18 protein-coding genes are annotated in these 25,867 nt (G+C 40.7%); 7 read left to right on the top strand and 11 right to left on the bottom strand.

Annotation, left to right across the window (positions count from 1 at the left end):
* Positions 1 to 354 precede the first annotated feature (354 nt).
* Genes hemG through pepQ form a run of 4 tightly spaced genes read right to left on the bottom strand, consistent with a single transcriptional unit; the run spans position 355 to position 4,354 of the window.
* Positions 355 to 897, bottom strand: coding sequence for a menaquinone-dependent protoporphyrinogen IX dehydrogenase (hemG, locus tag AACS90_RS16410; RefSeq protein ID WP_099120813.1), 543 nt, complete (start codon positions 895 to 897; stop codon positions 355 to 357).
* Positions 898 to 919: 22 nt separating this feature from the next.
* On the bottom strand, positions 920 to 2,371 hold the full coding sequence (trkH, locus tag AACS90_RS16405) for a Trk system potassium transporter TrkH (RefSeq protein ID WP_099120811.1): 1,452 nt from the start codon (positions 2,369 to 2,371) through the stop codon (positions 920 to 922).
* A gap of 37 nt (positions 2,372 to 2,408) precedes the next feature.
* Positions 2,409 to 3,020: an IMPACT family protein gene (locus AACS90_RS16400; RefSeq protein ID WP_099120810.1), complete on the bottom strand. Its 612-nt coding sequence runs from the start codon at positions 3,018 to 3,020 to the stop codon at positions 2,409 to 2,411.
* Positions 3,020 to 4,354 (bottom strand): Xaa-Pro dipeptidase, encoded by a 1,335-nt coding sequence (gene pepQ / locus AACS90_RS16395; RefSeq protein ID WP_099120808.1) that lies wholly within the window; start codon positions 4,352 to 4,354, stop codon positions 3,020 to 3,022. Before pepQ ends, AACS90_RS16400 begins: the two co-directional genes overlap by 1 nt.
* Positions 4,355 to 4,625: 271 nt before the next feature.
* On the opposite strand from pepQ, the gene fadB reads away from it, so the two are divergent.
* Both fadB and fadA read left to right on the top strand, forming a co-directional pair.
* Complete coding sequence (gene fadB, locus AACS90_RS16390; protein WP_099120806.1) at positions 4,626 to 6,812, top strand: fatty acid oxidation complex subunit alpha FadB; 2,187 nt, start codon at positions 4,626 to 4,628, stop codon at positions 6,810 to 6,812.
* A gap of 11 nt (positions 6,813 to 6,823) precedes the next feature.
* Positions 6,824 to 7,987 (top strand): acetyl-CoA C-acyltransferase FadA, encoded by a 1,164-nt coding sequence (gene fadA, locus AACS90_RS16385; protein WP_099120828.1) that lies wholly within the window; start codon positions 6,824 to 6,826, stop codon positions 7,985 to 7,987.
* Between the two features lie 269 nt (positions 7,988 to 8,256).
* On the opposite strand, the gene fre is transcribed toward fadA, so the two are convergent.
* Both fre and ubiD read right to left on the bottom strand, forming a co-directional pair.
* Positions 8,257 to 8,958, bottom strand: coding sequence for an NAD(P)H-flavin reductase (gene fre, locus AACS90_RS16380; RefSeq protein ID WP_099120804.1), 702 nt, complete (start codon positions 8,956 to 8,958; stop codon positions 8,257 to 8,259).
* Between the two features lie 10 nt (positions 8,959 to 8,968).
* The gene (ubiD, locus tag AACS90_RS16375) at positions 8,969 to 10,441 is read right to left on the bottom strand and encodes a 4-hydroxy-3-polyprenylbenzoate decarboxylase (RefSeq protein ID WP_099120803.1); all 1,473 of its coding nucleotides are present in this window, start codon (positions 10,439 to 10,441) and stop codon (positions 8,969 to 8,971) included.
* A gap of 638 nt (positions 10,442 to 11,079) precedes the next feature.
* On the opposite strand from ubiD, the gene rfaH reads away from it, so the two are divergent.
* Positions 11,080 to 11,568 (top strand): transcription/translation regulatory transformer protein RfaH, encoded by a 489-nt coding sequence (rfaH, locus tag AACS90_RS16370; protein WP_099120801.1) that lies wholly within the window; start codon positions 11,080 to 11,082, stop codon positions 11,566 to 11,568.
* Positions 11,569 to 11,664: 96 nt separating this feature from the next.
* On the opposite strand, the gene AACS90_RS16365 is transcribed toward rfaH, so the two are convergent.
* From AACS90_RS16365 to AACS90_RS16345, 5 genes are read right to left on the bottom strand one after another with little or no spacing between them, the layout of a single operon-like run.
* Entirely contained in the window at positions 11,665 to 12,633 is a 969-nt protein-coding gene (locus AACS90_RS16365) for a hypothetical protein (protein WP_099120799.1), read from the bottom strand.
* A complete protein-coding gene (locus tag AACS90_RS16360) occupies positions 12,634 to 15,765 on the bottom strand; it encodes a toxin VasX (protein WP_099120798.1) in 3,132 nt (1,043 codons plus the stop codon).
* Positions 15,766 to 15,782: 17 nt separating this feature from the next.
* On the bottom strand, positions 15,783 to 17,006 hold the full coding sequence (locus AACS90_RS16355; protein WP_099120796.1) for a DUF4123 domain-containing protein: 1,224 nt from the start codon (positions 17,004 to 17,006) through the stop codon (positions 15,783 to 15,785).
* Positions 17,006 to 19,015, bottom strand: a complete 2,010-nt coding sequence (gene tssI / locus AACS90_RS16350; protein ID WP_099120795.1) for a type VI secretion system tip protein TssI/VgrG — start codon at positions 19,013 to 19,015, stop codon at positions 17,006 to 17,008. The genes AACS90_RS16355 and tssI overlap by 1 nt, the downstream gene beginning before the upstream one ends.
* Before the next feature lie 12 nt (positions 19,016 to 19,027).
* Positions 19,028 to 20,770 (bottom strand): type VI secretion system baseplate subunit TssF, encoded by a 1,743-nt coding sequence (locus AACS90_RS16345; protein WP_193757139.1) that lies wholly within the window; start codon positions 20,768 to 20,770, stop codon positions 19,028 to 19,030.
* A gap of 774 nt (positions 20,771 to 21,544) precedes the next feature.
* Here AACS90_RS16345 and AACS90_RS16340 point away from each other — a divergent pair.
* From AACS90_RS16340 to AACS90_RS16325, 4 genes are all read left to right on the top strand, one after another.
* Positions 21,545 to 22,219 carry a PAS domain-containing protein gene (locus AACS90_RS16340; RefSeq protein WP_099120791.1) on the top strand — a complete coding sequence of 225 codons (675 nt, stop codon included), beginning with the start codon at positions 21,545 to 21,547 and terminating at the stop codon, positions 22,217 to 22,219.
* Positions 22,220 to 22,329: 110 nt separating this feature from the next.
* Entirely contained in the window at positions 22,330 to 23,331 is a 1,002-nt protein-coding gene (locus AACS90_RS16335; protein WP_099120789.1) for a LacI family DNA-binding transcriptional regulator, read from the top strand.
* Positions 23,332 to 23,371: 40 nt separating this feature from the next.
* The gene (gene nhaC, locus AACS90_RS16330) at positions 23,372 to 24,826 is read left to right on the top strand and encodes a Na+/H+ antiporter NhaC (protein ID WP_099120788.1); all 1,455 of its coding nucleotides are present in this window, start codon (positions 23,372 to 23,374) and stop codon (positions 24,824 to 24,826) included.
* A 339-nt stretch (positions 24,827 to 25,165) separates the two neighbouring features.
* Positions 25,166 to 25,846 (top strand): helix-turn-helix transcriptional regulator, encoded by a 681-nt coding sequence (locus AACS90_RS16325; RefSeq protein WP_099120786.1) that lies wholly within the window; start codon positions 25,166 to 25,168, stop codon positions 25,844 to 25,846.
* Positions 25,847 to 25,867 lie beyond the last annotated feature (21 nt).

Genomic DNA, 25,867 nt, shown 5'->3' with positions numbered 1-25,867 from the left:
AATGAATTAACTGTTTCAGTCACTCTTCAAGACTTTAATCTTTTTTGCCTTTCGGCTGTCGATAGTGTCTTGCGAGTGCCCACACAGATTGTCTGATTAATTTGTTAAAGAGCATTGCAACCGGAAGTGGCTTCCGGGTTGCGAGGCTGCGTATCTTACGCTTTTTGCCTCCGGAGTCAAGCGTTTATTTTCGCTTTCCTTCCGCTGTCCTGCGCGACATGTCTCAGCTCAGCGTCGGTCAGTGGTGGCGCATTATAGGGAGTTTTTCGGCCCTGACAATAGTTTTTTTGCATTTTATTTTCGTTCGTTTCTTTTTTCCTCAAAGTGAGGAAATAACCAACAAAAAGATTGCTTTTAAGCCTCTTTTTGAGGCTCTAGTTGTAAAAATGTCTGAGAAAAATGATCCACTTGGGCCCAGTCGGTGTATTCAATCTCTTTTGTTGTATCAGTTTCTCCTCCGGTCATACGCATAATGAGCTGAATCATTATGCGATCAAACCAACGGTAGCGGGGATAAAGCAATGCTCCGGCAAAAACATCGCACAAATCTGGCTGCCAAGGGCTTTTTACCAAAAACTTACGAACATAAGCATTCGTCTCGGGCGTTCTTTTTTCTGGTTTTCTGGCTGTTAAATTGACACTGAAGAAAGCTGTCGTTAGTTGATTCAATTGCTTTTGATGGCGTACAACAAACTTATGTAATACCGAATTAAAGTTCCCGTAACGTATTGAAGCCCCGATCATCACCTTATTATAAGGAAGCAAATTCATATGATTGACTGTCGCAAGATCTCTCAAGTCACAATTGATACCTGTCCGGCGAATATTTTCTGCAATACGCATGATTATTTTCTTAGTCTGTCCATCCTGTGTGGAGTAGAGCAATAGGTAATTCATAAATACGCCTCTGTATCTTCGATTAATCGCGCCAGAAAGTTGGCGTAAATAAAACTAATAAAGTGAAAACTTCCAAACGCCCAAACAGCATTGTCACCACTAAAACCCATTTCGCTGTCGGGTTCATTGTAGTGAAGTTATCAGCTACCGTACCCAATCCCGGCCCAAGATTATTCAGTGTTGCGGCAATAGCAGAGAACGCAGAAAACTCATCAACTCCTGTAGCAATCAGTAACAACATGCTAATAATGAAAACCAACGCATAAGCGGAGAAAAAACCCCAAACTGCTTCAATAATTTTTTCCGGTAATGCCCTACGCCCCAGTTTAATTGTGTATACCGCATTAGGATGAACTAACCGCTTCAATTCGCGGGAGCCTTGCAGAAACAACAACAAGATGCGGATGACTTTCAAACCCCCACCAGTCGATCCGGCACATCCGCCGACAAATGCAGAGCACAGTAACAGAAATGGCAGAAACAGCGGCCACTTAGCAAAACTGTCCGTCGTAAACCCTGCTGTAGTTGCCATCGACACAACCTGAAAGAAGGCATGATTCAGTGCATTTAATTTTGATTCATACACGGAGTGCTGCCACAAAACCAGCATACATATGACGACCAATGCCAGCTGGATACTGATAAACATGCGGAATTCAGGATCACGCCAATAAACTTTCAGGCTTCTTCCTGAAAGCACAGCAAAGTGCAAACCAAAGTTACAGCCAGAGATCAGCAGAAAAATTGCAATAATAGTATTAATCGTCGGGCTATTAAAAAAGCCTACGCTGGCATCATGGGTCGAGAACCCCCCTATCGCAATAGTAGAAAAGCTATGAGAAATGGCATCAAAAACTGACATCCCGGCAGCCCATAAGGCAACCGCACAGGCAATGGTTAATAAAACATAAATCAGCCAGAGAGTCTTTGCCGTTTCAGCAATACGAGGACGCATTTTATTATCTTTCAGTGGCCCCGGCATTTCAGCCCGATAAAGCTGCATTCCCCCTACCCCCAGCAAAGGCAGGATCGCAACCGCCAGTACGATGATTCCCATTCCTCCCAACCATTGCAGCATTTGCCGATAAAAGAGAATGGCTTTAGGAAGAGAATCAAGACCAACGAGTGTCGTTGCCCCTGTCGTCGTCAATCCTGAGAAAGATTCGAAAAAAGCATCAGTAATAGAAAGGTTAGGTTTTTCTGAGAAAATAAAAGGTAAAGCACCGACACTACCCAGTACAGTCCAGAACAGTACAACGATCAAGAAACCTTCCTTAGGTTTCAGTTCATATTTTTGTTCCCGATTCGGTACCCAAAGTACCAGACCAATCAGAAGTGCAAAGATGAATGTCTGACTGAAAGCTCTGCCGGCACCATCTCGGTAAATCAATGCCACCAACCCCGGAATAATCATTGTGACAGAGAAAATAATGACAAGTAGCCCGACAATACGGGTTATGGTGCGAAAATGCATTCAGCAGGTTCCTTCGAAATCCGGTATGACAAAATAATTATTCTTTTGATGTTAAAAATAGCGCCCCGCGACTTAAGTCACGTAATTTATTACCTATTTCATCAGCAAGGGTAGCAGGTAATGAGACTTGCAATGTAACATTTTCCGTATATTCACTGGCAAGTACCTGCCCTGAAAATTGCTGTAATAACTGTTCTACCATTGAGATTTGTGCATATTCACATTGTATCTGGTATTGTTTCTGTGGAACTTTATACTCTGTTTCCAATAGCTTAAGCGCCTGCTGAACGCCATTACCGTAGGCTTTCACTAACCCCCCGGTACCCAGTTTAATTCCCCCAAAATAACGGACGGATATAGCAGTGATCTCCCCTAAACCGCTTCCTATCAATTGTGCAATCATCGGTTTACCCGCGGTTCCGGTAGGCTCTCCATCATCTGAAAAACCTAACTGCTGAGAATCATCGGGAGCGCCAGCAACAAAAGCCCAGCAGTGATGCCGGGCATCAGGGTATTGCTGTTTAATGCGTTGAATAAACGATTTTGCTTCATCAACCCCGCTGGTATGCTCCAGCAGGGTAATAAAACGACTTTTCTTTATTTCTTCAGTAAAGCTGACTGAAGCCGCTGGAATTAAATAAGGCTTCATTACGGCAACTGTAAATCTCTGGTCATATTTTCAATTTTTCCATCATGGATAACGATATTATCTTCAATGCGAATACCACCATATGGCTTGAGTGCCTCGATCTTTTTCCAGTCGAAGTGTTTGCTGTATTCGCTGACACGCCACGGTGCCAATAAGGTTTCAATAAAATAAAGCCCCGGCTCAATGGTCAAAACCATTCTTGGCTCCAGAACACGTGTGCAACGCAAATAAGGATACATTTCCGGCGCAGCCAAATGAGTTCCGGTATCATCCTGCATAAATCCGGCGGAATCATGTACCTGCAAACCAAGCGGATGACCAAGCCCGTGAGGGAAAAACGGCGCTGTCAGCCCTTTTTCAACCATAGCTTCTTCACTAATTCCATTAATGATATCGTGCTTTTTCAGCAACCTGGCTATGCGATAGTGCATATTGATATGATAATCGGTATACCGGGTACCCGCTTTGATCGTGGTTATAATTGCCTGCTGTTCGTCATTCAGCCCTTTAATCAGAGAAGCAAACTCACTATTTGATTTCGCTGCATAAGTTCTGGTGATATCCGCCGCATAGCCATTATATTCTGCCCCCGCATCAATCAAAAAACTGCGAATTTCAGCCGGTACCGTTTGCTGCAACTTTGTATAGTGCAAAACAGCAGCATTTTCATTCAGTGCGATAATATTGTCATAAGGAACATCAGTATCACGGTGTCCCGTTGCGATCAGATAGAACATATTGATTTCGAACTCGCTGACACCTGACAAAAACGCATCATGTGCCGCCATATGGCCATTCACTGCTGTCTTCTGCGCTTCACGCATACAGGCCAGTTCGTAATCTGTCTTATAGGAACGATGGAAGCTTAAATAATCTAAAACGGCTTTGGGGTTAAGATTATGTTCGGAGATCCCCAGCGATTTCGCACGTTTAACTTGTTCGCCGATGTAGGCCGTATGTTGTTTTGAAAAGCCATTCAGTGCTGCATTAATATCTTCGGCACTGGTCAGATGGAACATTTCCACTTCTTCCGTCCAGTATCCGTGAGGAAGTGGTTCCACACTGTGCCAATAATCCACTGGAGAATAAAACCATAATTTGGGTTTATTGACACCATCGATCCATAACCAGCAATTCGGTACTTTGGTTACAGGAACCCATGCCTTGAAATGTGCATTTGCCTTAAACGGATAATGGCTATCATCGAGAAATACTCGTAATAACTCACCAGAGTGAATAAGCAGGGCGTCAAGCTGACTGCGTGCTAATATTTCTTTAGCACGCTTTTGCAAAATTTTAATATGTTCTTGATACAGAGATGCCAACTTTTCCATTTTATGAACCTTTGGGTTATCTGGCCGGAATTTCAATTTTACCACAATACATTATTTTTCGTGTCATCACTGAAAATCAACTTAATAAGAATTAACTAATAATATTTATATTTTTCAAGTAAATAATAAAAAATAGCACTTCCCATCATAAATCTTACCTGTGATCCGCCCTACAAAAAATTAATCATTGGTTTGCATTCACTTAACACACTAATCACAATCAACTGCATCTGGTCATACCAGATGGTATGCACTCATTGAGGAGAATGACATGCTCTACCTAAGTGAAACTATTCAAGTAAACTGGCTGAAAGATGGCATTGCAGAACTGATCTTCAATGCGTCAGCCGCAATTAATAAATTGGATACCAAGACTGTTGCATCACTGGATAAGGCAATTGCCACCCTTGAACAACAATCTGAATTAAAAGGGCTATTAATCCGCTCTGAAAAACAGGCCTTTATCGTCGGTGCGGATATCACAGAATTTTTATCTTTATTTAGCGCTCCGGCAGAAAAACTGCATGAATTACTGAATCTCGCTAATAACATTTTCAATCGAATTGAAGACCTTGCTGTTCCTACAGTCTCCGCAATCAATGGGTATGCGCTTGGTGGCGGTTGCGAGTTAGTACTTGCCACTGATTTTCGCGTAGCATCCCCCGATCTTCGAATCGGTTTACCAGAAACGAAACTAGGTATCATGCCGGGTTTTGGTGGCTCAGTTCGTATGCCACGCTTGATCGGAACTGATAATGCCCTTGAAATTATTACAGCGGGCAAAGATATTGGTGCTGAAGAAGCGTTGAAAAATGGCTTGGTTGATGCCGTTGTGCCTACAGAGAAGTTGGTTGACTCTGCTGTTTCTATTCTGGAACAGGCTATTCAAGGTGATTTAGACTGGAAAGCCGCCCGCCAACCGAAACTAGTACCGCTTAGCCTTAATGCGATTGAACGCACCATGAGTTTCACTGTGGCAAAAGGCATGGTAATGAAAGTCGCAGGGCCTCATTATCCGGCTCCGATTACTGCGGTAAAAACCATTGAAAAAGCAGCGACTCTGAATCGCGATGAAGCATTAAAACTGGAAAGTGATAGCTTCGTGATGCTGGCGCATACTTCAGTCGCCCGTGCTTTGGTCGGGATCTTCCTGAATGATCAGTATGTAAAAGGTCTGGCAAAAAAACATCTGAAAGAAGTTTCAACACCTCAACATTCCGCTGTTCTGGGCGCGGGTATTATGGGTGGTGGTATCGCTTACCAATCAGCACGTAAAGGTGTGCCGGTTCTGATGAAAGATATTAATCAGAAAGCACTGGATCTCGGCATGAACGAAGCGGCTAAATTACTGAACAAACAGTTTGAGCGCGGACGTCTGGATGCAATGAAGATGGCTAAGATTTTGTCATCAATCCACCCAACGCTGGATTATGCCGGTATTGAGCAATCTCAGGTTGTAGTCGAAGCGGTTGTTGAAAACCCGAAAATTAAAGCGGCAGTTCTGGCAGAAACAGAATCTCATATTAATGATGATTGTATTCTGGCATCCAACACTTCCACTATTCCCATCACTGAATTAGCCAACTCACTGAAGCGACCAGAAAACTTCTGTGGTATGCACTTCTTTAACCCGGTTCACCGCATGCCGCTGGTTGAAGTCATTCGTGGAGAAAAAACATCAGAAAAAACAATTTCTGCTGTTGTTGCCTATGCCAGCAAAATGGGCAAAACCCCGATTGTTGTGAATGATTGCCCGGGCTTTTTCGTAAACCGTGTTCTATTCCCATATCTGGCCGGCTTTGGCATGTTATTGCGAGATGGTGGTGATTTCCGTCAAATCGACAAAATCATGGAAAAAGAATTTGGCTGGCCGATGGGCCCTGCATATCTGATTGATGTAGTTGGGATTGATACTGCCCATCACGCACAGAGCGTCATGGCACAAGGTTTTCCTGAGCGTATGAACCGTGATTATCGGGATGCCATTGATGTCTTGTTTGAAAACCAGCGTTACGGCCAGAAAAATGGTGTTGGTTTCTATAAATACACTCAGGATAGAAAAGGTAAACCGAAAAAAGAGCAGGATGAAACCACTGATCAGTTACTGGCAGGTGTAAGCCAGCCTAAACAGGCTTTCTCTGGCGAAGATATCATTGCACGTACCATGATACCAATGATTAACGAAGTTGTTCGCTGTCTGGAAGAAGGTGTGATTGCCAGCCCTGCAGAAGCAGACATGGCGCTGGTTTATGGTTTAGGTTTCCCTCCATTCCACGGCGGTGTTTTCCGTTATCTGGATACAATGGGAACAGCAGCCTATGTGAAACTGGCTGAAAGCTATGCCCATTTAGGTGCACTTTATCAGGTTCCAGCTGGCCTGAAAGCGAAAGCTGAGAGCAATGAAAGTTACTATCCTGCGGCAGCAAAACTTGCTGTTAATTCAGGTGAAACAGCGTGAGGTCTGAAAACATGGAAAACGTAGTCATTATTGATGGTATCCGTACCCCGATGGGGCGCTCAAAAGGTGGAGTATTCCGTCAGACCCGTGCCGAAGATCTCTCAGCACATTTGATGAAGTCACTCCTTAAACGTAACCCATTAGTACAACCTGAGCAGATTGATGATATCTCTTGGGGATGTGTACAACAAACACTGGAACAAGGATTTAATATTGCCCGTAATGCAGCCTTGCTGGCAGGGCTTCCTCATTCAGTACCCGCGGTTACCGTGAACCGTCTGTGTGGTTCTTCGATGCAATCATTGCATGATGCTACCCGCATGATCATGACAGGAGATGCCAATATTGCCATGATTGGTGGTGTTGAGCACATGGGCCACGTGCCGATGACTCATGGTGTCGATTTCCACCCTAAATTAAGCCGCAATGTCGCAAAAGCAGCAGGTGTAATGGGTCTGACCGCTGAAATGCTGGCAAAAATGCATGGTATCAGCCGTGAAATGCAGGATGAATTTGCTATGCGTTCACATCAGCGCGCTGCACAGGCGACAGAGTCAAAAGCCTTTGCCAGTGAGATTGCCCCTCTGCACGGGCACGATGCTGACGGAAACATTCAGCTTGTTAATTTTGATGAGGTTATCCGCCCGGATACTAATCTGAAAGATTTAGCTGGTCTGCGCCCTGTCTTTGACCCAGTCACGGGTAGTGTAACCGCCGGTAACTCTTCAGCACTTTCAGACGGTGCATCAGCAATGCTGGTTATGAGTGAAAGTAAAGCACGTGAACTGGGATTGAAGCCTCGCGCCCGTATCCGCTCAATGGCGGTTGTTGGTTGTGATCCTTCCATCATGGGCTATGGCCCTGTTCCTGCAACACAGATGGCATTGAAAAAAGCCGGTCTGACTCTTTCGGATATTGGCCTGTTTGAATTAAACGAAGCATTTGCTGCCCAGTCTCTGGCATGTATGAAGGGACTGAATCTGCTGGATAGTATGGATGACAAAATTAACCTGAACGGTGGTGCTATTGCACTTGGTCATCCATTGGGCTGTTCTGGTACCAGAATCACAACAACCTTGCTGAATCTGATGGAGCGTAAAGATGTCCAGTTCGGATTAGCAACCATGTGTATCGGGCTGGGTCAGGGCATTGCCACGATTATTGAAAGAGTTTAGCTATCGAGATATCTGACGATTATTTGTGAGTATTTTCCCCTTGTCTGTCTTATCTATTGCATCACTCGAATAAGTTGTTGCCGTAGTTTCCCGCCTGTCAGGGGCGGGTTTTTTTATTATTGCTCACCAGATGGTAGGTATATACACAATGGATTTCAAGATGCGTAGCGGCGGCAAGGGAGTAAATCCCCAAGAGCATAGCTAACTATGTGACTGAGGTGAGCGAGCGCAGCCAACAAAGAGGCAACTTGAAAGACAAAGTGTATAAATCAGATAAACTCGAACGCATCACCATACATACGCTCAAGAGAAGCATCACGCTCACTGCAAAACCGTTCACGGGCAATTTTAGCCATTTCAAAACGGCCGGCGATATAAATGTCATACGGAGCTAAATTGCCAAAATCCTCCAGAACAGCACTTAATACAGTTCCCGTCCTTCCCCGCCAATTACCGTCAGCCTGCTCAACCACAGGAACGACGGTTAAATTAGAGTAATGTTCACTTAAAGACTGTAATTCACCCAAATCATAGAGGTGTTGCAACTCACGACCACCCCAATAAATTGCAATTTCGCGCTCAGGATCGCTCTCTAAGGCAGCCAGTAAAATAGAACGGGTATATGAAAACCCGGTTCCTCCTGCAATTAATAGCATAGGGTTTTTACTGTCTTCACGAAACCACGCTTGCCCGTGTGGAATATCAATATCAATAACTTTCTGATCCAGGATCCTATCCATCACCGCCATTGCATACAGGTTCAATTCAGAAGCCCCTATATGCAATTCAATCGTCTGTTTTTCTGATGGCGATGATGCCATAGAGAAGGGGCGTTTATCCCTCTCATCCATCACGACCATAAGGTATTGCCCTGCACGAAAAGAAAAAGGCGAATCAGGTAATAAACGAACCCGATAAACTGTATCTGTAATGGAGTCAACCGATGTTACTTTACAGCTTAGTGTTGTCATGCGTTCCCTCTTATCGCTTCAAAATATCTAATTGATCCCAAATTTCATCGACACGGGCCCGGATCTCATCACTCATGACAATCGGACGCCCCCATTCCCTTTGTGTCTCTCCCGGCCATTTATTGGTTGCATCTAATCCCATTTTTGAGCCAAGCCCGGAAACAGGTGATGCAAAATCGAGATAGTCAATTGGTGTATTTTCCATTAAGACAGTATCCCGTTGCGGATCCATCCGCGTTGTTATTGCCCAGATAACATCATTCCAGTCTCGGGCATTAATGTCATCATCACAGACAATCACAAATTTTGTGTACATAAATTGCCGCAGATATGACCAAACACCCATCATGACCCGTTTGGCATGCCCTGCATATTGTTTTTTCATCGTAACGACGGCAAGCCGATAAGAACAACCCTCAGGAGGTAGATAAAAATCGACAATTTCAGGAAATTGTTTTTGCAGGATAGGTACCAGCACTTCATTCAATGCAACGCCCAATACAGCCGGTTCATCCGGTGGGCGCCCTGTATAGGTAGAGTGGTAGATAGCATCACGACGCTGGGTAATGTGAGTAATGGTAAATACAGGAAACATATCTATTTCATTATAATAACCAGTATGGTCACCATATGGCCCTTCCGGCGCCATTTCACCCGGCTCAATGTATCCTTCGAGGATAATCTCAGCGCTGGCAGGCACTTCCAATTCATTGGATAAACATTTCACAACTTCCGTTTTATGCCCACGCAACAATCCGGCAAAAGCATATTCAGACAGGGTATCAGGCACAGGCGTAACAGCGCCTAAAATTGTGGCAGGATCCGCACCCAGAGCAACAGAAACAGGAAAACGCTCCCCCGGATGAGACTGACACCATTCCTGAAAATCGAGTGCCCCACCGCGATGTGATAGCCAGCGCATGATAAGCTTATTTTTACCTAAAACTTGCTGACGATAGATGCCTAGATTCTGGCGTTCTTTATTTGGCCCTCTGGTTACAGTCAGGCCCCATGTAATCAAAGGAGCAGCATCTTCTGGCCAACAGTGCATCACCGGGATTCGGGTCAAATCAACGTCATCCCCTTCCCAGATCAGCTCCTGACAAGGCGCAGAACTAAGACGCTTGGTTGGCATATTTAAAACTTGTTTGAATTTAGGCAACTTACCAACCAAATCACGAAAACCTTTTGGTGGCTCCGGCTCTTTGAGAAAGGCCAGCAACTTGCCAACATCATGCAGGGCTTTAACATCATCCTGCCCCATCCCCATCGCAACCCGTTTAGGTGTCCCAAACAGATTACACAAAACCGGCATCGAGTATCCTTTTGGGTTTTCAAACAACAAGGCAGGCCCACCGGCACGAAGAGTACGATCCGCGATTTCGGTCATTTCCAGATAGGGATCAACTTCCATACTAATTCGTTTTAATTCACCAGATTGTTCCAGCAAGGAAAGAAAGTCTCTTAGATCGCGGTATTTCATATTATTCAATTATGCCGATTTTTAAGGGGGAAGGACATTATAAGCTCTCGAATGCAGGTTACAAGGTAAACTCATAACCTACTAAAAATCAATGAATTTATTGTATTCTTGTGGGGCAAATTGCTAAGACACAGAGAAACGTTGTTCAGCCTCCATGCCTGCTTATCAAATTGCACGGAAAACATCTGATTACGTAGATAAATTTTAAGCTATTCATTTACACCAATAAAATAGTGCTATCCTCTTAATATGCGTTTTTAAAAAAATAAACTATTCTGCAATTTTATCTATAAAAATCATTTTAATTCATAATGATAAGTAAAATGAAACGATTATCTGTTTAATAATGATACACAATGGATTTCAAGACGCACCGTGGCGGCAGGAGAGCGTCAAATTCGTCGGAAACGAGTTTGTTCAGCCAACAAAGAAGCAACTTGAAAGACAAAGTGTATAAAATATGGATTTTGGCCTGTAAAACACGTTACTGCCTGTAAAAACATGTCATTTTCTTTAAACACATTTTTCACTTTATATATGATTTGCTTATATCGGTTTTGTTATGCTTCATTTTATAGGTGATTCTGGTATATCGGTTTTGTTATGCTTAGTAGATTGTGTAATGGAGTCGGAATATTATGGGAAATTGGTATCTTCTTTATTGTAAACGCGGGCAAATCTCTCGGGCGGTAGAAAACCTGGAGAGACAGGATGTCATTTGCCTGACACCCACAGCCAAAATTGAAAAAATTATACGGGGCAGAAGAACGACCGTAACCGAACCTCTTTTTCCGAACTACCTTTTTGTGAACTTTGATCCAGAAGTTATTCATACCACCACGGTTAATTCAACGCGGGGGGTTAATCACTTTATCCGTTTCAGTACATACCCAGCGGTTGTCCCACAACAATTAATCGATGAATTAATGAATGCGACTGAACAGGAATTCACTGCACCAGAAACCCCTGTTTCCGGTGATACTGTTCTGATAACTGAAGGGATTTTTGAAGGGATTCAGGCCATTTATAATGAACCAGATGGAGAAACTCGTTCAATTCTTCTGCTGAATATTTTGAATAAAGAAGTTTCCAAGGTATTAGATAATAAACAATTTACAAAACTCTAATTCAACCTAATTATACTTAAACCGTCATTAATATCTTTTTTTACAACAAAAGATACTCAATGACGGTTTTTTGCTGTTTAACTGCTTTTCCAACTGCTATTTGGGGTCAGTAGCCTTTCTCGACGGCCCAAGCCTGTCTAGTTCCGCTAAGATTGCCGAAATCTGTTGTTCCCAATCGGTTGGTTTTATTTGTTTACGAAACCACGGCAATCTCTCTTGGCGTTTAAAATCAACTGAACTGACTGCTTCTTTCCCCTGTAACAAATATTTTGACATAAATGCCAAGATATAAATCTTATCCTCATCCGAGTTGAAAAGACTGAGATAAGGAATGAAAAATTGGTATGTCAATTCATTTTTTTCGTTTAGTCCATAACATTTGAAATGCAAAATATTATTAGTAAACGCCACTTCTAATTCTTTATAACGCGATACATACACTTTCCCTTTTTTCCAGGTATAAAAAAGTTTCCTTTCATGATCAATAATGAAATTTGCAGGCTTACGTAGTCGTAATAATATGCTAATCAAAAGAATATTGGCGATAAGAAAAAACAACCCAAAGCTTGCATCTATAATCAGGTATCGTCTAGCCCTTTCTTCACCATAATAACTACCCTTAGAATATTTTATATGGAAATAATCCAATAATGATACTTTTTCATCATCTGATATTATCTGTAATGATTTAACATATTCAGGTGCATTGGGATTTAAATAAAATTTCTCTCCATAACGTTTTTTGGCGTTCTGTACAGACCAAAGATAACCTTCCTCATTAGCTTTCCATACTGTAACAAAATTATTAATAAAAAAACCAAGACATAACATAAATCCAATCATCAAAGGTATTATAACTTCTTTTCTGGCTCTTATGATATTATGACGAAATTGACATTCCTTGTCATTTATTACGTCCAAAAAACCTGCACGTTTTACAGTTTTATCATTCAACAAAATTATTTTTCCCTCTAGAACAGGATCACCAAATGTAGACAATGGTTCTGTTGGAGATGTTTTCACTTTAAAAATTTTTTTAAGTGTTTTTTTTATTAACTCACTCATTTAACATAATACCTCATCTTCATATCCATAAATTGCATTTTCTAACGTTGGTTCTTTTCCCCACTTATAGTGAAGAGGAGAAACATTATCTTTTGTTGGCTTATAATACCAAAAAACCTTCATATATTCAGAGTACTTTTCTTCTACTTCAACTGTTAACGTAGTTAAACCACTCCTCTCATCATAAATTAAATTTTCACGATTTTTACTAGCAATATTAATTGCTTTATTGAATTTATCTTTTGCTACAGAATAACAGTATCTACTATAACTACGTTCAACTATTGATGCATCCGGATCACTATAGCCATCAGACAAAGTTGATGGTATAACTTCATGATATATATTTGACTCTCCCCATTTAAAGTTAGGCAGTATAAATTTATAAATTATCTTTCCTTGTTTATTATTTTCAATTTTTAAAATTGGTTTCGTAAAGAAATTCAAAAACTCCTGCATCTCAACAACATATGAATCATTTACTCCTTTTTCTACTTTTTTTATTTTCTCAAATTGTTCCTCTAAAGGTTTTCGATCTTCATCTGTACTCCAAAAAGCATACTTCTCTCCATTACCCCAAAAGCAATTCTTTAATAAAGTTTTAAAATCGACCCAATTGAAGTATATAGCTGCAAATGTTCCACCAAGCATTAGTGAAGCTCCTAGTGCAATAACGAGACTAATTCCAAAGGTCACTTCAGATGTCGCTAGCGCTATAGACCACCCAACAGCCATCATTATTGAGCCTGTGCCTATTGCAACATGGGAATAAGCTTCCTTATTATTACCAAAGCCAAAAGAATTATAAGCATCATAATAAGAAAGTACACCGCTCACGAACCCTGTCGCAATTAATCCACCATTTACTGCCCTTGTCATTACAGCGCTTTCTAACATAAGTTTACGTGAAATAGAATTTAATAATGCTCTTGCGGCAGGTCTATTCAATTTATCTGCTAATTTAGCTGTAACTTTAAGAAAATCTCCACCAATAGCAGAGGAACCTTTTGCTGCAATTAATCCTCCTAGGATAGTATTCGCATAGCTTGAAACATAATAATATGGAAGTCTATTTGCATTAAATGGTGCATTCTTATCGAAACGCGACATTGATGTCATTTGATATAGCACATAACTTTTCATGAATAAATCCAATCCGGTTAAGCTAGACTTTAACACATATCCAGTAGGTTTATTTAAATAATAAAATAACTTAAAATTAAGATTTAATTCTGGCCTTTTAAGTTTAATTAACGGTATTTTTATTTTTAAATTGTTATTATAACCATCCAATATGTTAGACCAGTCAAACACTTTTTTACCAAAAAATTTTTTCGAGCCAGATTTAACATGGGCCACACCTTTCTTAAATAGCCCTGATAAACCTTGGTTTTCATAATCTTCAACTTTTTTTAGAAATTTATAATACTCTTTTTCAGTTAACTCAGCATATTGACCTTGCTTTATTTCAAGACCAAAATATTCTAAAACATTAGGAACCAATTTATGTGTTATCTGTTTAACACTCAATACATGCAAATGTAATATTCCTTTATACGATATTTCTGTTGTAAATACAAAAAGTCTAGCAAGCAAATTACCAACGGCACTGAATATTATATCCACTCCTCGATTAAGAAACTTTGCAATGGAACCCTTATTAACTCCATCATGTCCCAATGAATTCACTATTCCATTAAGAGCAACATTCCACGCACTATTTTCTTCTATGGCCAATGGACCAGCAATAATACTTTCCATCGCCAAAAACCCCTCTTCTGAATGCTTCAGTGGTTCCATTAATTCATTGTATAAAATGCAGAACTCCGCAAACTCTCTTGCATCATCTTCAGTAAAAATATCTTTCTTATCAGATACAGAAAAAAAATTTTTAAAATAATGTGTCAGCCCACCTAACTTACCGGCAATCATTCCACCTTCAAAGAAATGATTATATAAATCAAGAATATCCTTCTTTTTATTCTTTATATCATTAATTGGAATAGTTAATTTAGGCCACCAAGTTTTCCAATTTTCTTGGTGAATACATTCCTCTACATATTTCTTTATTTCCTCATTTTTTGAGGAAGATAATATTTCAATAAAATTCCCTATTGTAAGAGGATAAATATTAGTTACACCATAATTCAGCTCCCAAAGATTAAGTAACATATATGCCATCAAAATATCACGTTGATACCCCACAGGATCATTCAATACCACAATCTTCGCTTTGTCCTTATAATGAGGGCAGATAAGGCTGTCTATATAACGCATTTCCATATCTGAATTCATGAAAAAACTGCCATCAATCGAGATATCCCCTAAATCAGCAGATTGCAAAGCTGGATCAGATAATTGTTTTTTGTATGTCTGAAATTGTCTTTCTGGATCTTTAAAATCTTCTACTAATCCGTCAAAATGCTCTTGTTTGGCATCAATGGCATAGTCTGATTGTTCACTATCTAAATCTACAAATTGCATCGCATTCCTTCGAAACTCTTTGTCATTATCCATCTTCTTCAGGATAGATTTAGAAAGCTTTACTTCACTGTAAACGATACTGATTTTGGTCACATCTTTATCCATTGCCAGAAAAGGATAGCCTAAACCTGCTGTACCACTAGCTGGATGAATTTCTTCCCACGCAGAACTCCCAGCTTTTTGCTCATACTTGGTATATTTGGTGACCATCCCTCTTTTGCCTTCTAGGGTGACAATTTCAGGGCTGAATTTGAAAATTAATAATTTTCCATCCCGTTGAGATCCTCTGGTTTTAATCGGCCCTTCTTCTTTGACATAAATCCAGCCAGCTCTTGGCATTCGGATGCTATATCCCCTCAAAACGCTTGCACTTAATGAATCATCATAAGGATCAATAAAAGCACTTATTGGCGGCGGTAATTGAGCACTTAACAATTCGTCACCAAAAAAATTCATATAAGCATATCTGACAGGATAAATCGGCCTGATATTGGCATCACACGGTCTGACAACAGTATCCATGTCCAGCTGATGTGGCATACGCGCCTGCGCCTCATCAACTATTTTTTCAAAGACCTGTTTTGCTTTTTCAGAAGCTGTCTCAACAGCTTCGCCAGTTTTCGTAAAGATAGAATCAACACTGTCCATTTCTCTTTTTTCCTATGTTATTTTGCAATCCGATTCTTAAAACTATTGTTAAAACAATACTCATAACAACTCAGCGCCCTTACTTCTTGCGCCTGAGATTCTGCACACGCATACTCCCATGCCCGTAACCACAGTTCTTCATCATCACGAGCCAAACTTCTGGCTGCCACCAAGTAAAGCACCGAGCGTTGATGAGCAAAGCCGGCCAGACAGATCAAATTGCTCTGTTGCAGTACAAAAGTAGGAAGTTGTGCTTTTTGCTGTGATGTAAGTTCGGGTTGTGTCTCTTCGATGAATTTGACAATTTGTGCGAGCGCACGTTGTTGTGTTTGTTCCGCAAGGCTACTGATTAAAGCAGCGTTGATGGTGACGGGCGCGGTTTTATCCTTATCCAGTGCATTTTCAGCCAGAGACAAGGAGTAATATTGCTTAGTCTGAGAATCGAAATACCCGACTTGCTGAATCGGATGCATAAAGTGCATCAACTGCTCATCCGGTAAGCTTTTCAGCAGTGGAATCAATCCCAAAGGAACATAAAAGCGATAGAACATCCATGTTTGCTGTTGTTCGTTTTTCAGATAGGTGAATTTACGCAAGTGATGACGTAACGCACTAAAAGGCTGGTCACTTTCGATAAAAACTCCCAACGCTGATGCCATCGGTTTAGTAATGGTTTGCCGGAAGCGGGAATACGCATCGCCACTCTCCGTTAATTCCACCAAATAAGGAGCGCTATCCTCCAAAGTGACCTGGGTTTCCCCCTGAAACAGGCTTTCCCAGCGCAGGTTAGAAACCATCAGGTCAGCGCTTAAAAAACTGCCCATGACCTGACGATAAACAGCAGCATCCAACACAGCATAACGATATTTCGACTCAGGTTTTTCCGGCATGCTATCTGTAACAACAAATTGCAATACACCACGCTCAACAGGCAGAAGTGAGCTATTATTACGTTCATTCAACGACATCACACGTTCACCCTGTTCCTGCCCTTGCCGGAAACGTCGCAATAATGGCAACTCCTGTCGAGAACTGGTGGTGAGATAATCCAGCAATGGCTTAATGGCGTGATATTGGCCGGGTGAATACCCTGCATTCAACAAATATTCCACCAGCTCAGAAAGCGCCTGACGTTCACTTTTAGCATGAATAATCGCCTGTGCAGAGAACAAATCCCCCTCTTTGTTGGTGAATGAGTAATCCACTATCCAGTGCTCAGAACAATCGGGTAACCAAAACATTATTCAGATGACTCCTTGAGCTTTTTGGCTTTTTCCCTGCAATCCTCCGCCATTGCCAAACCTTCATTGGCTGAGCCATCTAAAGATGGAACCGAACCCGGGCTACCTCCCATTACCGAGACATTTCCCTGTAAGGTGATTTTGCCGGTAATTGTGACTCCCTGCCCATCCAGCAGAATCGAACCCGCTTTACCCTTAATTAGTACGGATTCACTGGCCTGTAACGAGTGCATCTTAGTCAAGGTCTGAATGTTATTAACCACATTCAGCGTATAGTTGTTATTAACTTTAGCGGTCTTGTCCCTACCGACTTCTTGCAGGTGATCTGCGAATATCTTCTCCTCCCAGCTATTATTAATGCGGGTTTTGCGATCCTTAGTGATAGTCTCAAACTGATTCAGGTCAATCTGAACATGCTGTTCATGCATGATCCGGATGAATTCATCATTGCCGACTTCATGTTTACGGTTATTCAGTACATTGTGACTTTCATCGTGACCAACACGTTGGGTTTTATCGTGATTTATCTGGATAAGCTGATCTTTCTGAGCGTGGATATAGATCTCTTCACTGCCTTTGGCATCTTCAAAACGCAGTTCATTAAACCCTTCCCCTTTGTGAGTATGCGTTTTAAATGTCGTACGTGTCTTTTCTGCCGGCAGATCCAATGGCGGTCGATTACGTCCATTGTAGGTACATCCAGTGACTATCGGACGATCAATATCACCATTAAGGTAGGAAATAATCACTTCCTGACCGATGCGCGGAATTGCCATAAAACCGTAGCCATCACCGTTCCAGCCCTGTGCTACCCGCACCCAGCAGGAAGCTCGGTCATCTGCTTCATCATAACGGTTCCAATGGAAATGGACTTTAATCGCACCATGTTTATCAACATAGATTTCTTCACCTTCCGGCCCCACGACTGTTGCCACTTCATCCCCGTCTGCCAGCGGCTTATGGCGGAATGGTGGACGCCAGTCCTGTCTTCCGGGAATAAACGTAACATTATTGGTTAAGGTTGTTCCTTCCCCCGCATCCCCGGAGGCCTGTGGTTGATGACCATGATGTGTGACAGTAATAACCTGCCAGCGATCATTCATCGCCATAATCGGATGGGATTGCAAAACAAAGATCCGACCGGGTCTTAGTTTGATACAGTTAGTACTCGCTTTACCGACTTTGCTCTGGTTCTGTAACTGCTCCAAACGCAATTGAGTAAAAGGGCGACCTTCTGCATCCACTTGAAAACGACCATAACTTTCAAAGACAGAGTGGTTGCCGCCATCGTCCAACGCCGCCGCATGTTGTAGCGGATAAGAAGGCCGGAGGAAGTTATTATCTTTATGGATCGTTTCATCCGGACACAGATATTCGCCATAATTCCACTGCCATGCAGTCGAATCACTGTTATCCGTGCTTGCCTGCACGTTGTAAGTCAGAGTCAGCGCTGCCAGCATGCCAAGGTGGGAGTTACTGTAAAATAGTTTGTCTTCCTCAAACCAAAACATGATGCCTTCTTCCGCCGCCAGCCGGCACCAGAATTCATAGGCAGACTCTCGTTTCTGGGTGGTATATTCACGTATCGAATGCTGTTGGTGATCTTTGTAGAATTTGCTGTCTGCTTTAATGCGGTGCTCTTTCAGCAACTGGCTGAGAATATCCGGCACGGATTGATGATGGAAAATCCGGCTATCCTGATTGAGGGTCATTAGCCACATTTCCGGTCGGATAATAAAAGTATAATAGGTACGCCGTCCGTCGGTATTTCCCTGTTCTGCTCCTGCCACAACGCCATTGATCGTTCGCTCAATCGCACCATCTCGAATAACTGTCAAAGCGGCGCTGGCACCTAATTGTTCACTGAGTCCAACATTGTCAAAAGAACTGACTACTGTCATCGATAAGTGAAAGAGTTGTGACAACCCTTCTTGTAAGCTGAAATCTACGACCTGAAATGTAGTGAGTGGCAGTGAACCTATCTGACATGTAAAAACTAATCCATCCATTGTGAAAACTCCTTACATAATTGAGCGATAACCCTGAATCATTGAAGGTGACAGATACCATTCTGTCCCTGAAGGCTGGCTGAGCACTCGCATCCGCAGCCATGTGCCCTGAGCCAGACAGAATGGGAAAAATTGGTAGAGTGAATTGGCAAATCGATACATTTCACCGATATCAATATAAGCAGTTTCATCCAGCACCAGAGTGAGCAGCAGGCAACGAACGGGCCTGTCTCGGATTATTCTATCTCCCCATTTTGCTTCTATATTGGCAACCCCTCCGATCATGCGCTGAATATTTCGGCTGGATGAGCGATTAGCATCTGCGTATAAATCAAAATCCAGTAATAACTGTTTGACGGATACAACTGTCTCCAATAAATGACTGCCGACTGAATAATGTGACAACAAATCCCAGTGACGATGGCTATCAACAACAGGAGGATAAGTTTGTGAAGTTGATGTGATATTTTTTAATTGAAAAACTTCGGGAATATTTTCACCAGACTGACAGATTTCACCTATCGCAAGAGGTTCCTGATATTGTTCAATACCATAAAAATGGCAGATAAATTCTCGCTCAGGAGGTCTACGCATCAGCTCTGCTTTGCTGTCATAAAAAATCAGTTCGTACTGTATTCTGCCTAATGCATCTTTAATGACTTCAAGCGAATAGAACCAGGCCCTATCATATTCTGGATGATAACGCTCCATGCCAGTAAGCAGGCTGACCGGATAAAACAGATATTCATCACCGCGCTTTTCTTCTTCTGTATTCGGCTCGTTTTTCAGTTCAATACCTGTAATATGCAGGACTCCCTGATTCGGTATTAGAGGTAAACGATAACGAGCTGTTTCAGGTGTAAAAGGGAGAGTTATCTGACTGTTACGTGCCATATTAACGACAGGAACGCAATTCAGTAAAAATGCAGATTCAACCTGAGCGGCTGATAATGGCAGTACTGTATTCAACGATAAAACAACACTGAATTCACGCTGTTCTGCCAGTTCCAATCTTTTTGCCATTGTCGGCAGAGGCAAATTCAGGAATTGATTAATATGCGGCAGATAAAATGATTCAACCAGTAACTGTGGTGCCCAGTTATCCCCTACCGCAGATGACAGAGCCAATCGAGAAGCTCCTGAGCGTGGTTCAAACCGATCGCCACGGGCTTGATAAACCTGCCCATTGTGATGTAATTCAGCTCCATCATAATATTGTGTCAGCCCCAGCATCAAAGCATCAGCCACCTGATCGTCACTACTCAGGAACAAATTAATCGGTTGGGTCAACCACTCTTCTTCCCGACCGTTATAACGAAATTTTAAAGTGATTTTAGTTGACTGTACCTGATGAGTAATTTCACGTGACACTAATACCAAAGGCTCAATAGAGCATTCACGGCACATTACAAATGGTTGTTGATGATGAGTATAAACTTCAGTTCCTGCTGGTATAGAAAAAGCAAAATCACCCTGTGTTCCACTATCAAATTGCACAATACTGGTTGCAGGAATACCTTTTATCGGCTGTGCCTGTAGTTTTTGTAGTAACGGCTGCGTCAGTTCAGGAAAAGCATCATTGATTTTCTGACTCAAACGAGCCATTAAAGCAGCAAAACCTTCATTAACTCTTTCTGCATCAGGGTCTCTACCACTGAGTACATCACCAAGATGCGATTTTTCTTCACGTGCAGTTTTTGCAAGTTGCCTTAGGTAATCAAGTTCCCACTGATAATAATATTCAAACGGATTCACCACTAACTCCTTTTGCCCTTTTGCCTTAAAGCTGCACATTATGAGCATTACCATTTTTGGCTTAGGTAAAATAAAAAGTGCAATAAAAAACATAGCCATTCACCTTGCAAGATGATTAGCTTGTTAATTTTAGATAAGGACAATTTAATGTTTCAGTTTATTGAAATAATATTTTCAAGATAAAATAAAGCGCCCTATCATGATTTATTAAAAGAGAAACACGCCTCGAATAATAAACTGTAGTAGGAATATATCAAAAGAAAAAATAGCCTGTTTTTTATTGATGATTAAAGGCACTTTAAAAATGAGATATAAGTCACATAAAATTATTTTTTATCTTATTACTAACTCAAAGAACATTACCTATTTCCTCCTTGTATTCCTTCAATAAACTAATTCAATAAAATTAATAACCCATGTAAAGTTAAATTATGGAGAATAACCTCATCTCAACAAGTAAGTTATTTATAAAAAATGGCTTATTCAATAAAAAATATATTTAATCTTAAAAAGAAAATTAGATTGAAAGCAATTAGTTGATTTTTGCAAAAAATAATCATATGACACTCTGAATTCATTTAGCTGACAAACGCCAAGAAAAAACGTTACACAGATCACATTTTAGCACTCCATGAAACCAATTACATGAACAGCCATCCGCCCTCACATTCTCTATAAAAGAAATTGGTTACTCTCCTATAACCATAAACTCTGACTTACTGATTACTAATATATTTTAGTATATTCCCCCCCAACTATTATTGAAGGTTATATATGAGTAAAATCACCCCTCAGTTAACAAATATGTGGGATAAAAGTCATGAGCCATGGTTCGTAAAAGATAGGGAGCTCCGTTTTATATATGCAAACAAAGCATTTTTTAAACTAAACATACTATCTGAGAATTTTGACATTATAGGTTATACAGAGAAAGAGTTAATTACTCCCTTTAGTGGACTTGCTCAATTATTTGAAGATCATGACAAGAAAGTTTTGCAATCTATGCAACGGATATCATCCGTCGGATCTTATTTTCAGAATAATACAAAAAAATTAATACCATATTTTTGTGAAAAATACCCATTAATGAGCGAAAACAATACATGTATGGGGATCATTTGCCATATTAAAGAAGTAAACTATTTTTCAGTACATAATTATATTAAAAATGATATTTCTGTATCCATCAACCTAACTCCTTCTAGTGATATCCTGACAGAAAAAGAGTGGTTAATAATTTTTTTATTCTGCCGAGGAGTCAATAATAAAAATATGGCTAACGAACTAAAAATATCAGGAAGAACATTAGAGCGATATTTTAAAATTATCTATGAAAAACTATCGATTAACTCAATGATGGAGTTGAAAACACTTTGTGAAAGAGATCACTATGATTTATATATTCCTCCCCAATATATCAAATCAATAGGTCATACTCTTCTATATTAAATCCTGTTATTCATTTGGATATGAATTCCACAAAGGCATTCATGATCATATGAATAAATTGGTATATGATTCGGCTCCATATTTACATTACAGAACTACTGGGGAAAAACATGGCAACTATGAAAGACGTAGCACATCAGGCAGGAGTATCTGTAGCAACTGTCAGCCGGGTTATTAACAATACAACTTATGTTGAGCCGGGTACTCGTGAACGTGTAGAAAAAGCTATGCGTGCATTGAATTATCGTCGAAATTTAGCTGCTCTGGCGTTAACAAAAAGGTGTGGAAATATGTTGGGCTTACTAACTGGCAATTGGGCTGACCCATTTTTTTCCCTTTTAGCTCGTGGTGTCGAAAAGGTTGCCCGCCAAAATGAAACTAAGCTGATGGTATGTAATGGTAGACATCAAGCGGAACTCGAAAAAGCAGCCCTAGATTTTTTAATTAATCAAGGATGTGAAGCCATAGTCGCGTATGTTAGCAGAATGAGTGAGGCAGATATATTACGCTATGCCGCCCATACTCCAGGATTAGTCATTATAAATCGCTATGTTCCAGCTATCGCTAACCGCTGTGTTTGGTTAGATAATATAAGTGCTTCTCAGATTGCCACCAATTACCTGATTCAAAATGGCCATCGGAAAATTGCTTATATAACAGCCGATCTACCTATTGATGATCGAAAACTCCGACTGGAAGGATATTATAACGCAATGGCTCAAGCTGGCATTACAATAGATAATGATTGGATTATTAGTGCTCCATTTAACGAAAAAGGAGGAGAACAAGCAGCGGAAAAGCTTTTAAAGCGCCGTACCAATTTTACTGCCGCTCTAACATTTAATGACGTAATGGCAGCAGGAATGATGAGATTTTTACATCGGAGAAAAATTAATTTACCTGAACAGCTATCAATTGTTGGATTTGATAATATTGTCACAGCCCAATATCTCTATCCTCCTTTAACTACTATACATAACCCAATTGAAAAAATGGCTCAACGGGCCGCCAACATGGCATTACTTCTCAGTGCTAAAAAAGAATTACCACCACAAATGAATATGTTCTCAGGAGAGCTGATCATCAGAGAATCAGTCTCTTTGATAGAGTAATTTTTGTTGTAATACCCAGCCGAAAATTGGGATATTTATAATGGATAACAAGAAAAAACTGAGTTTGGGACTGGCTATATTGCCCATTGTAACCATGCTCCTGCTGCTAATTATTGGTTATGGTCAATTAAGCCTCCGAATAGAATCTTTATTACTAGTATCAGCAGTCATTGCTGCATTACTGGCTTATTGGCAAGGCTATCGTTGGGATGACATTATTAATGCCATCGTAGCAAAATTAGTCAAAGCAATGCCGGTAATCATGATACTGATTTGCGTTGGTGGATTAATTGGTACCTGGATGCTGAGCGGAACAATCCCTTATATGGTTTATTGGGGATTAAAGCTAATCAGCCCTCAATATATCCTTATCGCTACATTCTTTATTACAAGTGTTATTTCTGTTTGTACCGGAACATCATGGGGCTCCGCCGGAACAGTAGGCGTTGCTTTAATGGGAATAGCAGCCAGTCTCGATGTTTCATTAGCGGCTACAGCAGGTGCAGTGGTTTCAGGAGCATATTTCGGTGATAAAATTTCACCGCTATCTGATTCAACAAATTTTGCAGCCATTGTTGCCGATACTGATCTTTACAGCCATATTCAACATTTACTGTACACCACTATTCCAGGCTTCCTTTTAGCTACCATCGTTTACTTTATCGCTGGTCATACAAGCTTGACAGACAGCTCAGCAACCTCTGAAAAAATAACAGCAATTACTCAAGTTCTTGAAAGTCTCTATCACTTCAACGTATTGCTAATTTTGCCCCCAGCACTAGTTGCATGGGGAGCCATAACAAAACGTCCGGTGATACCAATCATGCTTGCTGCTTCTGTTCTAGCTATCGTACTCGGTGTAGGACTTCAGGGATTTACAATCAAGCAAGGCCTCAATTCATTAATTGATGGTTTCAATCTCTCCATGTTCTCTGAACAAGAAAGTCATCTTATCGGGAACGTGAATGATATCCCTCTCCTGCTTAATCGCGGCGGCATGTCTTCCATGATGGGAACTATATTACTTATTTTTTGTGCATTCGCATTTGCCGGTTCACTAACACTTACTGGTGCTCTGACCATCATCATTAATTGGCTTCTACGAGCTGTTCACACTACAGGGCAGCTCATCGCTGCAACCTTAGCTACGACTATTCTGGTAACAGCTACAACTTGTGACGGCAAACTGGCACTGCTTATTCCAGCAGAGCTGTTCAAAGGGGCTTATCAACAGATGGGACTGGATAATAAAAATCTGTCCCGAACAATAGAAGATGGCTGTACTGTCATCGAACCACTGTTTCCTTGGACTTCTGCCGGTATTTATATGGCGACAACATTAGGCGTCAGTACTCTTGATTTACTACCGTGGGCAATTCAGTGCTATACCGCTGTATTTTTAGTACTCATCTATGGTTTTACTGGTTTCAGTATTGCAAAAGTAGCACCAAAAAATTCATTGCAGAATAATGAAGCCCAACGTGACACCATCTGACACTACAAACATACCTGAAACTTTCCGTGAAAAGTTTCAGGTAATAGATTCAACTTAATTACTTTTATATTATTAATAAATTCCCTGGAGCTGGCGACGAAACAAGATAATTAATGATTTTATTCATTTTTGGAAACGTTGAAAGCGTATAAAATACTTTGATAAACATCATTTACGTGGTTCAAATTAAAGCCAGCCATAATTTAATAACAAGTAGTTAATATTTCAAAAGATGTAAATATAAAAACCTTGATCTTTATATCCCTGAAAGATTGATCACCGTTAGTAGCAAAAAATTTAACTGATTATATTAATCAGACATAAAAAAGGAATATTGATATGAGTAAGAAGTCGATCATTTCACCTCAGATAATTAATACGCTGGCAATAAGTAACGAGCCTTGGGGGATCAAGGATAAAAATTCATGCTTTATCTATGGTAACAACGCATTGAATAAGATTAAGGGATTTTCAGATTCATTTGATTTTGAGGGGCTCTACGATCACGAACTTCCCTGGGATGGTGCAGAGTTTGCTGAGGCGTATATTCATCATGACCAAAAGGTAATGAAAGAAGAAAAGTCATACGTTTCACTAGAAACCCATGTCTGGGGAGAAACTCAAACTTTATCATCTTACTTTTGTGAAAAGTCACCTATTTATCACGATAATGGTGACTGTATAGGAATCATCTATCATTTATGGAAAGCTCAGGATTTTTCACTGACCCGCTTATATCATGGGAAACTGCCTGCTTCTATTATGTTCCAGCCCCCAACTAATTTGTTTACTCAACGAGAATGGGATGTGATTTTCCTCTCTTTACATAAATACACTAGCAAACAGATCGGAAAGATACTAAATATCTCCTACCGCACTGTTGAAAACTACACCGCCCAAATATATAAAAAAGTTGGTGTCAGCTCTGCTCAACAACTGGAAGAATACTGCCGATTGAATAATTTCGATCTTTACGTGCCAGAAAAATTCTTACAGCCCGGAAGTCGTATCTTAATTTGATTATCAATAAATAATAATATC

Source organism: Xenorhabdus sp. KK7.4, from assembly GCF_963876465.1.
Classification (GTDB): Bacteria; Pseudomonadota; Gammaproteobacteria; order Enterobacterales; family Enterobacteriaceae; genus Xenorhabdus; species Xenorhabdus stockiae.
This window is presented reverse-complemented; position numbering and strand designations above follow the sequence as displayed.

Excerpts from the sequence above, each read along its gene's own strand:
- hemG (WP_099120813.1), bottom strand. The coding sequence starts at position 897 with ATGAATTACCTATTGCTCTACTCCACACAGGATGGACAGACTAAGAAA.
- trkH (WP_099120811.1), bottom strand. The coding sequence starts at position 2,371 with ATGCATTTTCGCACCATAACCCGTATTGTCGGGCTACTTGTCATTATT.
- AACS90_RS16400 (WP_099120810.1), bottom strand. The coding sequence starts at position 3,020 with ATGAAGCCTTATTTAATTCCAGCGGCTTCAGTCAGCTTTACTGAAGAA.
- pepQ (WP_099120808.1), bottom strand. The coding sequence starts at position 4,354 with ATGGAAAAGTTGGCATCTCTGTATCAAGAACATATTAAAATTTTGCAA.
- fadB (WP_099120806.1), top strand. The coding sequence starts at position 4,626 with ATGCTCTACCTAAGTGAAACTATTCAAGTAAACTGGCTGAAAGATGGC.
- fadA (WP_099120828.1), top strand. The coding sequence starts at position 6,824 with ATGGAAAACGTAGTCATTATTGATGGTATCCGTACCCCGATGGGGCGC.
- fre (WP_099120804.1), bottom strand. The coding sequence starts at position 8,958 with ATGACAACACTAAGCTGTAAAGTAACATCGGTTGACTCCATTACAGAT.
- ubiD (WP_099120803.1), bottom strand. The coding sequence starts at position 10,441 with ATGAAATACCGCGATCTAAGAGACTTTCTTTCCTTGCTGGAACAATCT.
- rfaH (WP_099120801.1), top strand. The coding sequence starts at position 11,080 with ATGGGAAATTGGTATCTTCTTTATTGTAAACGCGGGCAAATCTCTCGG.
- AACS90_RS16365 (WP_099120799.1), bottom strand. The coding sequence starts at position 12,633 with ATGAGTGAGTTAATAAAAAAAACACTTAAAAAAATTTTTAAAGTGAAA.
- AACS90_RS16360 (WP_099120798.1), bottom strand. The coding sequence starts at position 15,765 with ATGGACAGTGTTGATTCTATCTTTACGAAAACTGGCGAAGCTGTTGAG.
- AACS90_RS16355 (WP_099120796.1), bottom strand. The coding sequence starts at position 17,006 with ATGTTTTGGTTACCCGATTGTTCTGAGCACTGGATAGTGGATTACTCA.
- tssI (WP_099120795.1), bottom strand. The coding sequence starts at position 19,015 with ATGGATGGATTAGTTTTTACATGTCAGATAGGTTCACTGCCACTCACT.
- AACS90_RS16340 (WP_099120791.1), top strand. The coding sequence starts at position 21,545 with ATGAGTAAAATCACCCCTCAGTTAACAAATATGTGGGATAAAAGTCAT.
- AACS90_RS16335 (WP_099120789.1), top strand. The coding sequence starts at position 22,330 with ATGGCAACTATGAAAGACGTAGCACATCAGGCAGGAGTATCTGTAGCA.
- nhaC (WP_099120788.1), top strand. The coding sequence starts at position 23,372 with ATGGATAACAAGAAAAAACTGAGTTTGGGACTGGCTATATTGCCCATT.
- AACS90_RS16325 (WP_099120786.1), top strand. The coding sequence starts at position 25,166 with ATGAGTAAGAAGTCGATCATTTCACCTCAGATAATTAATACGCTGGCA.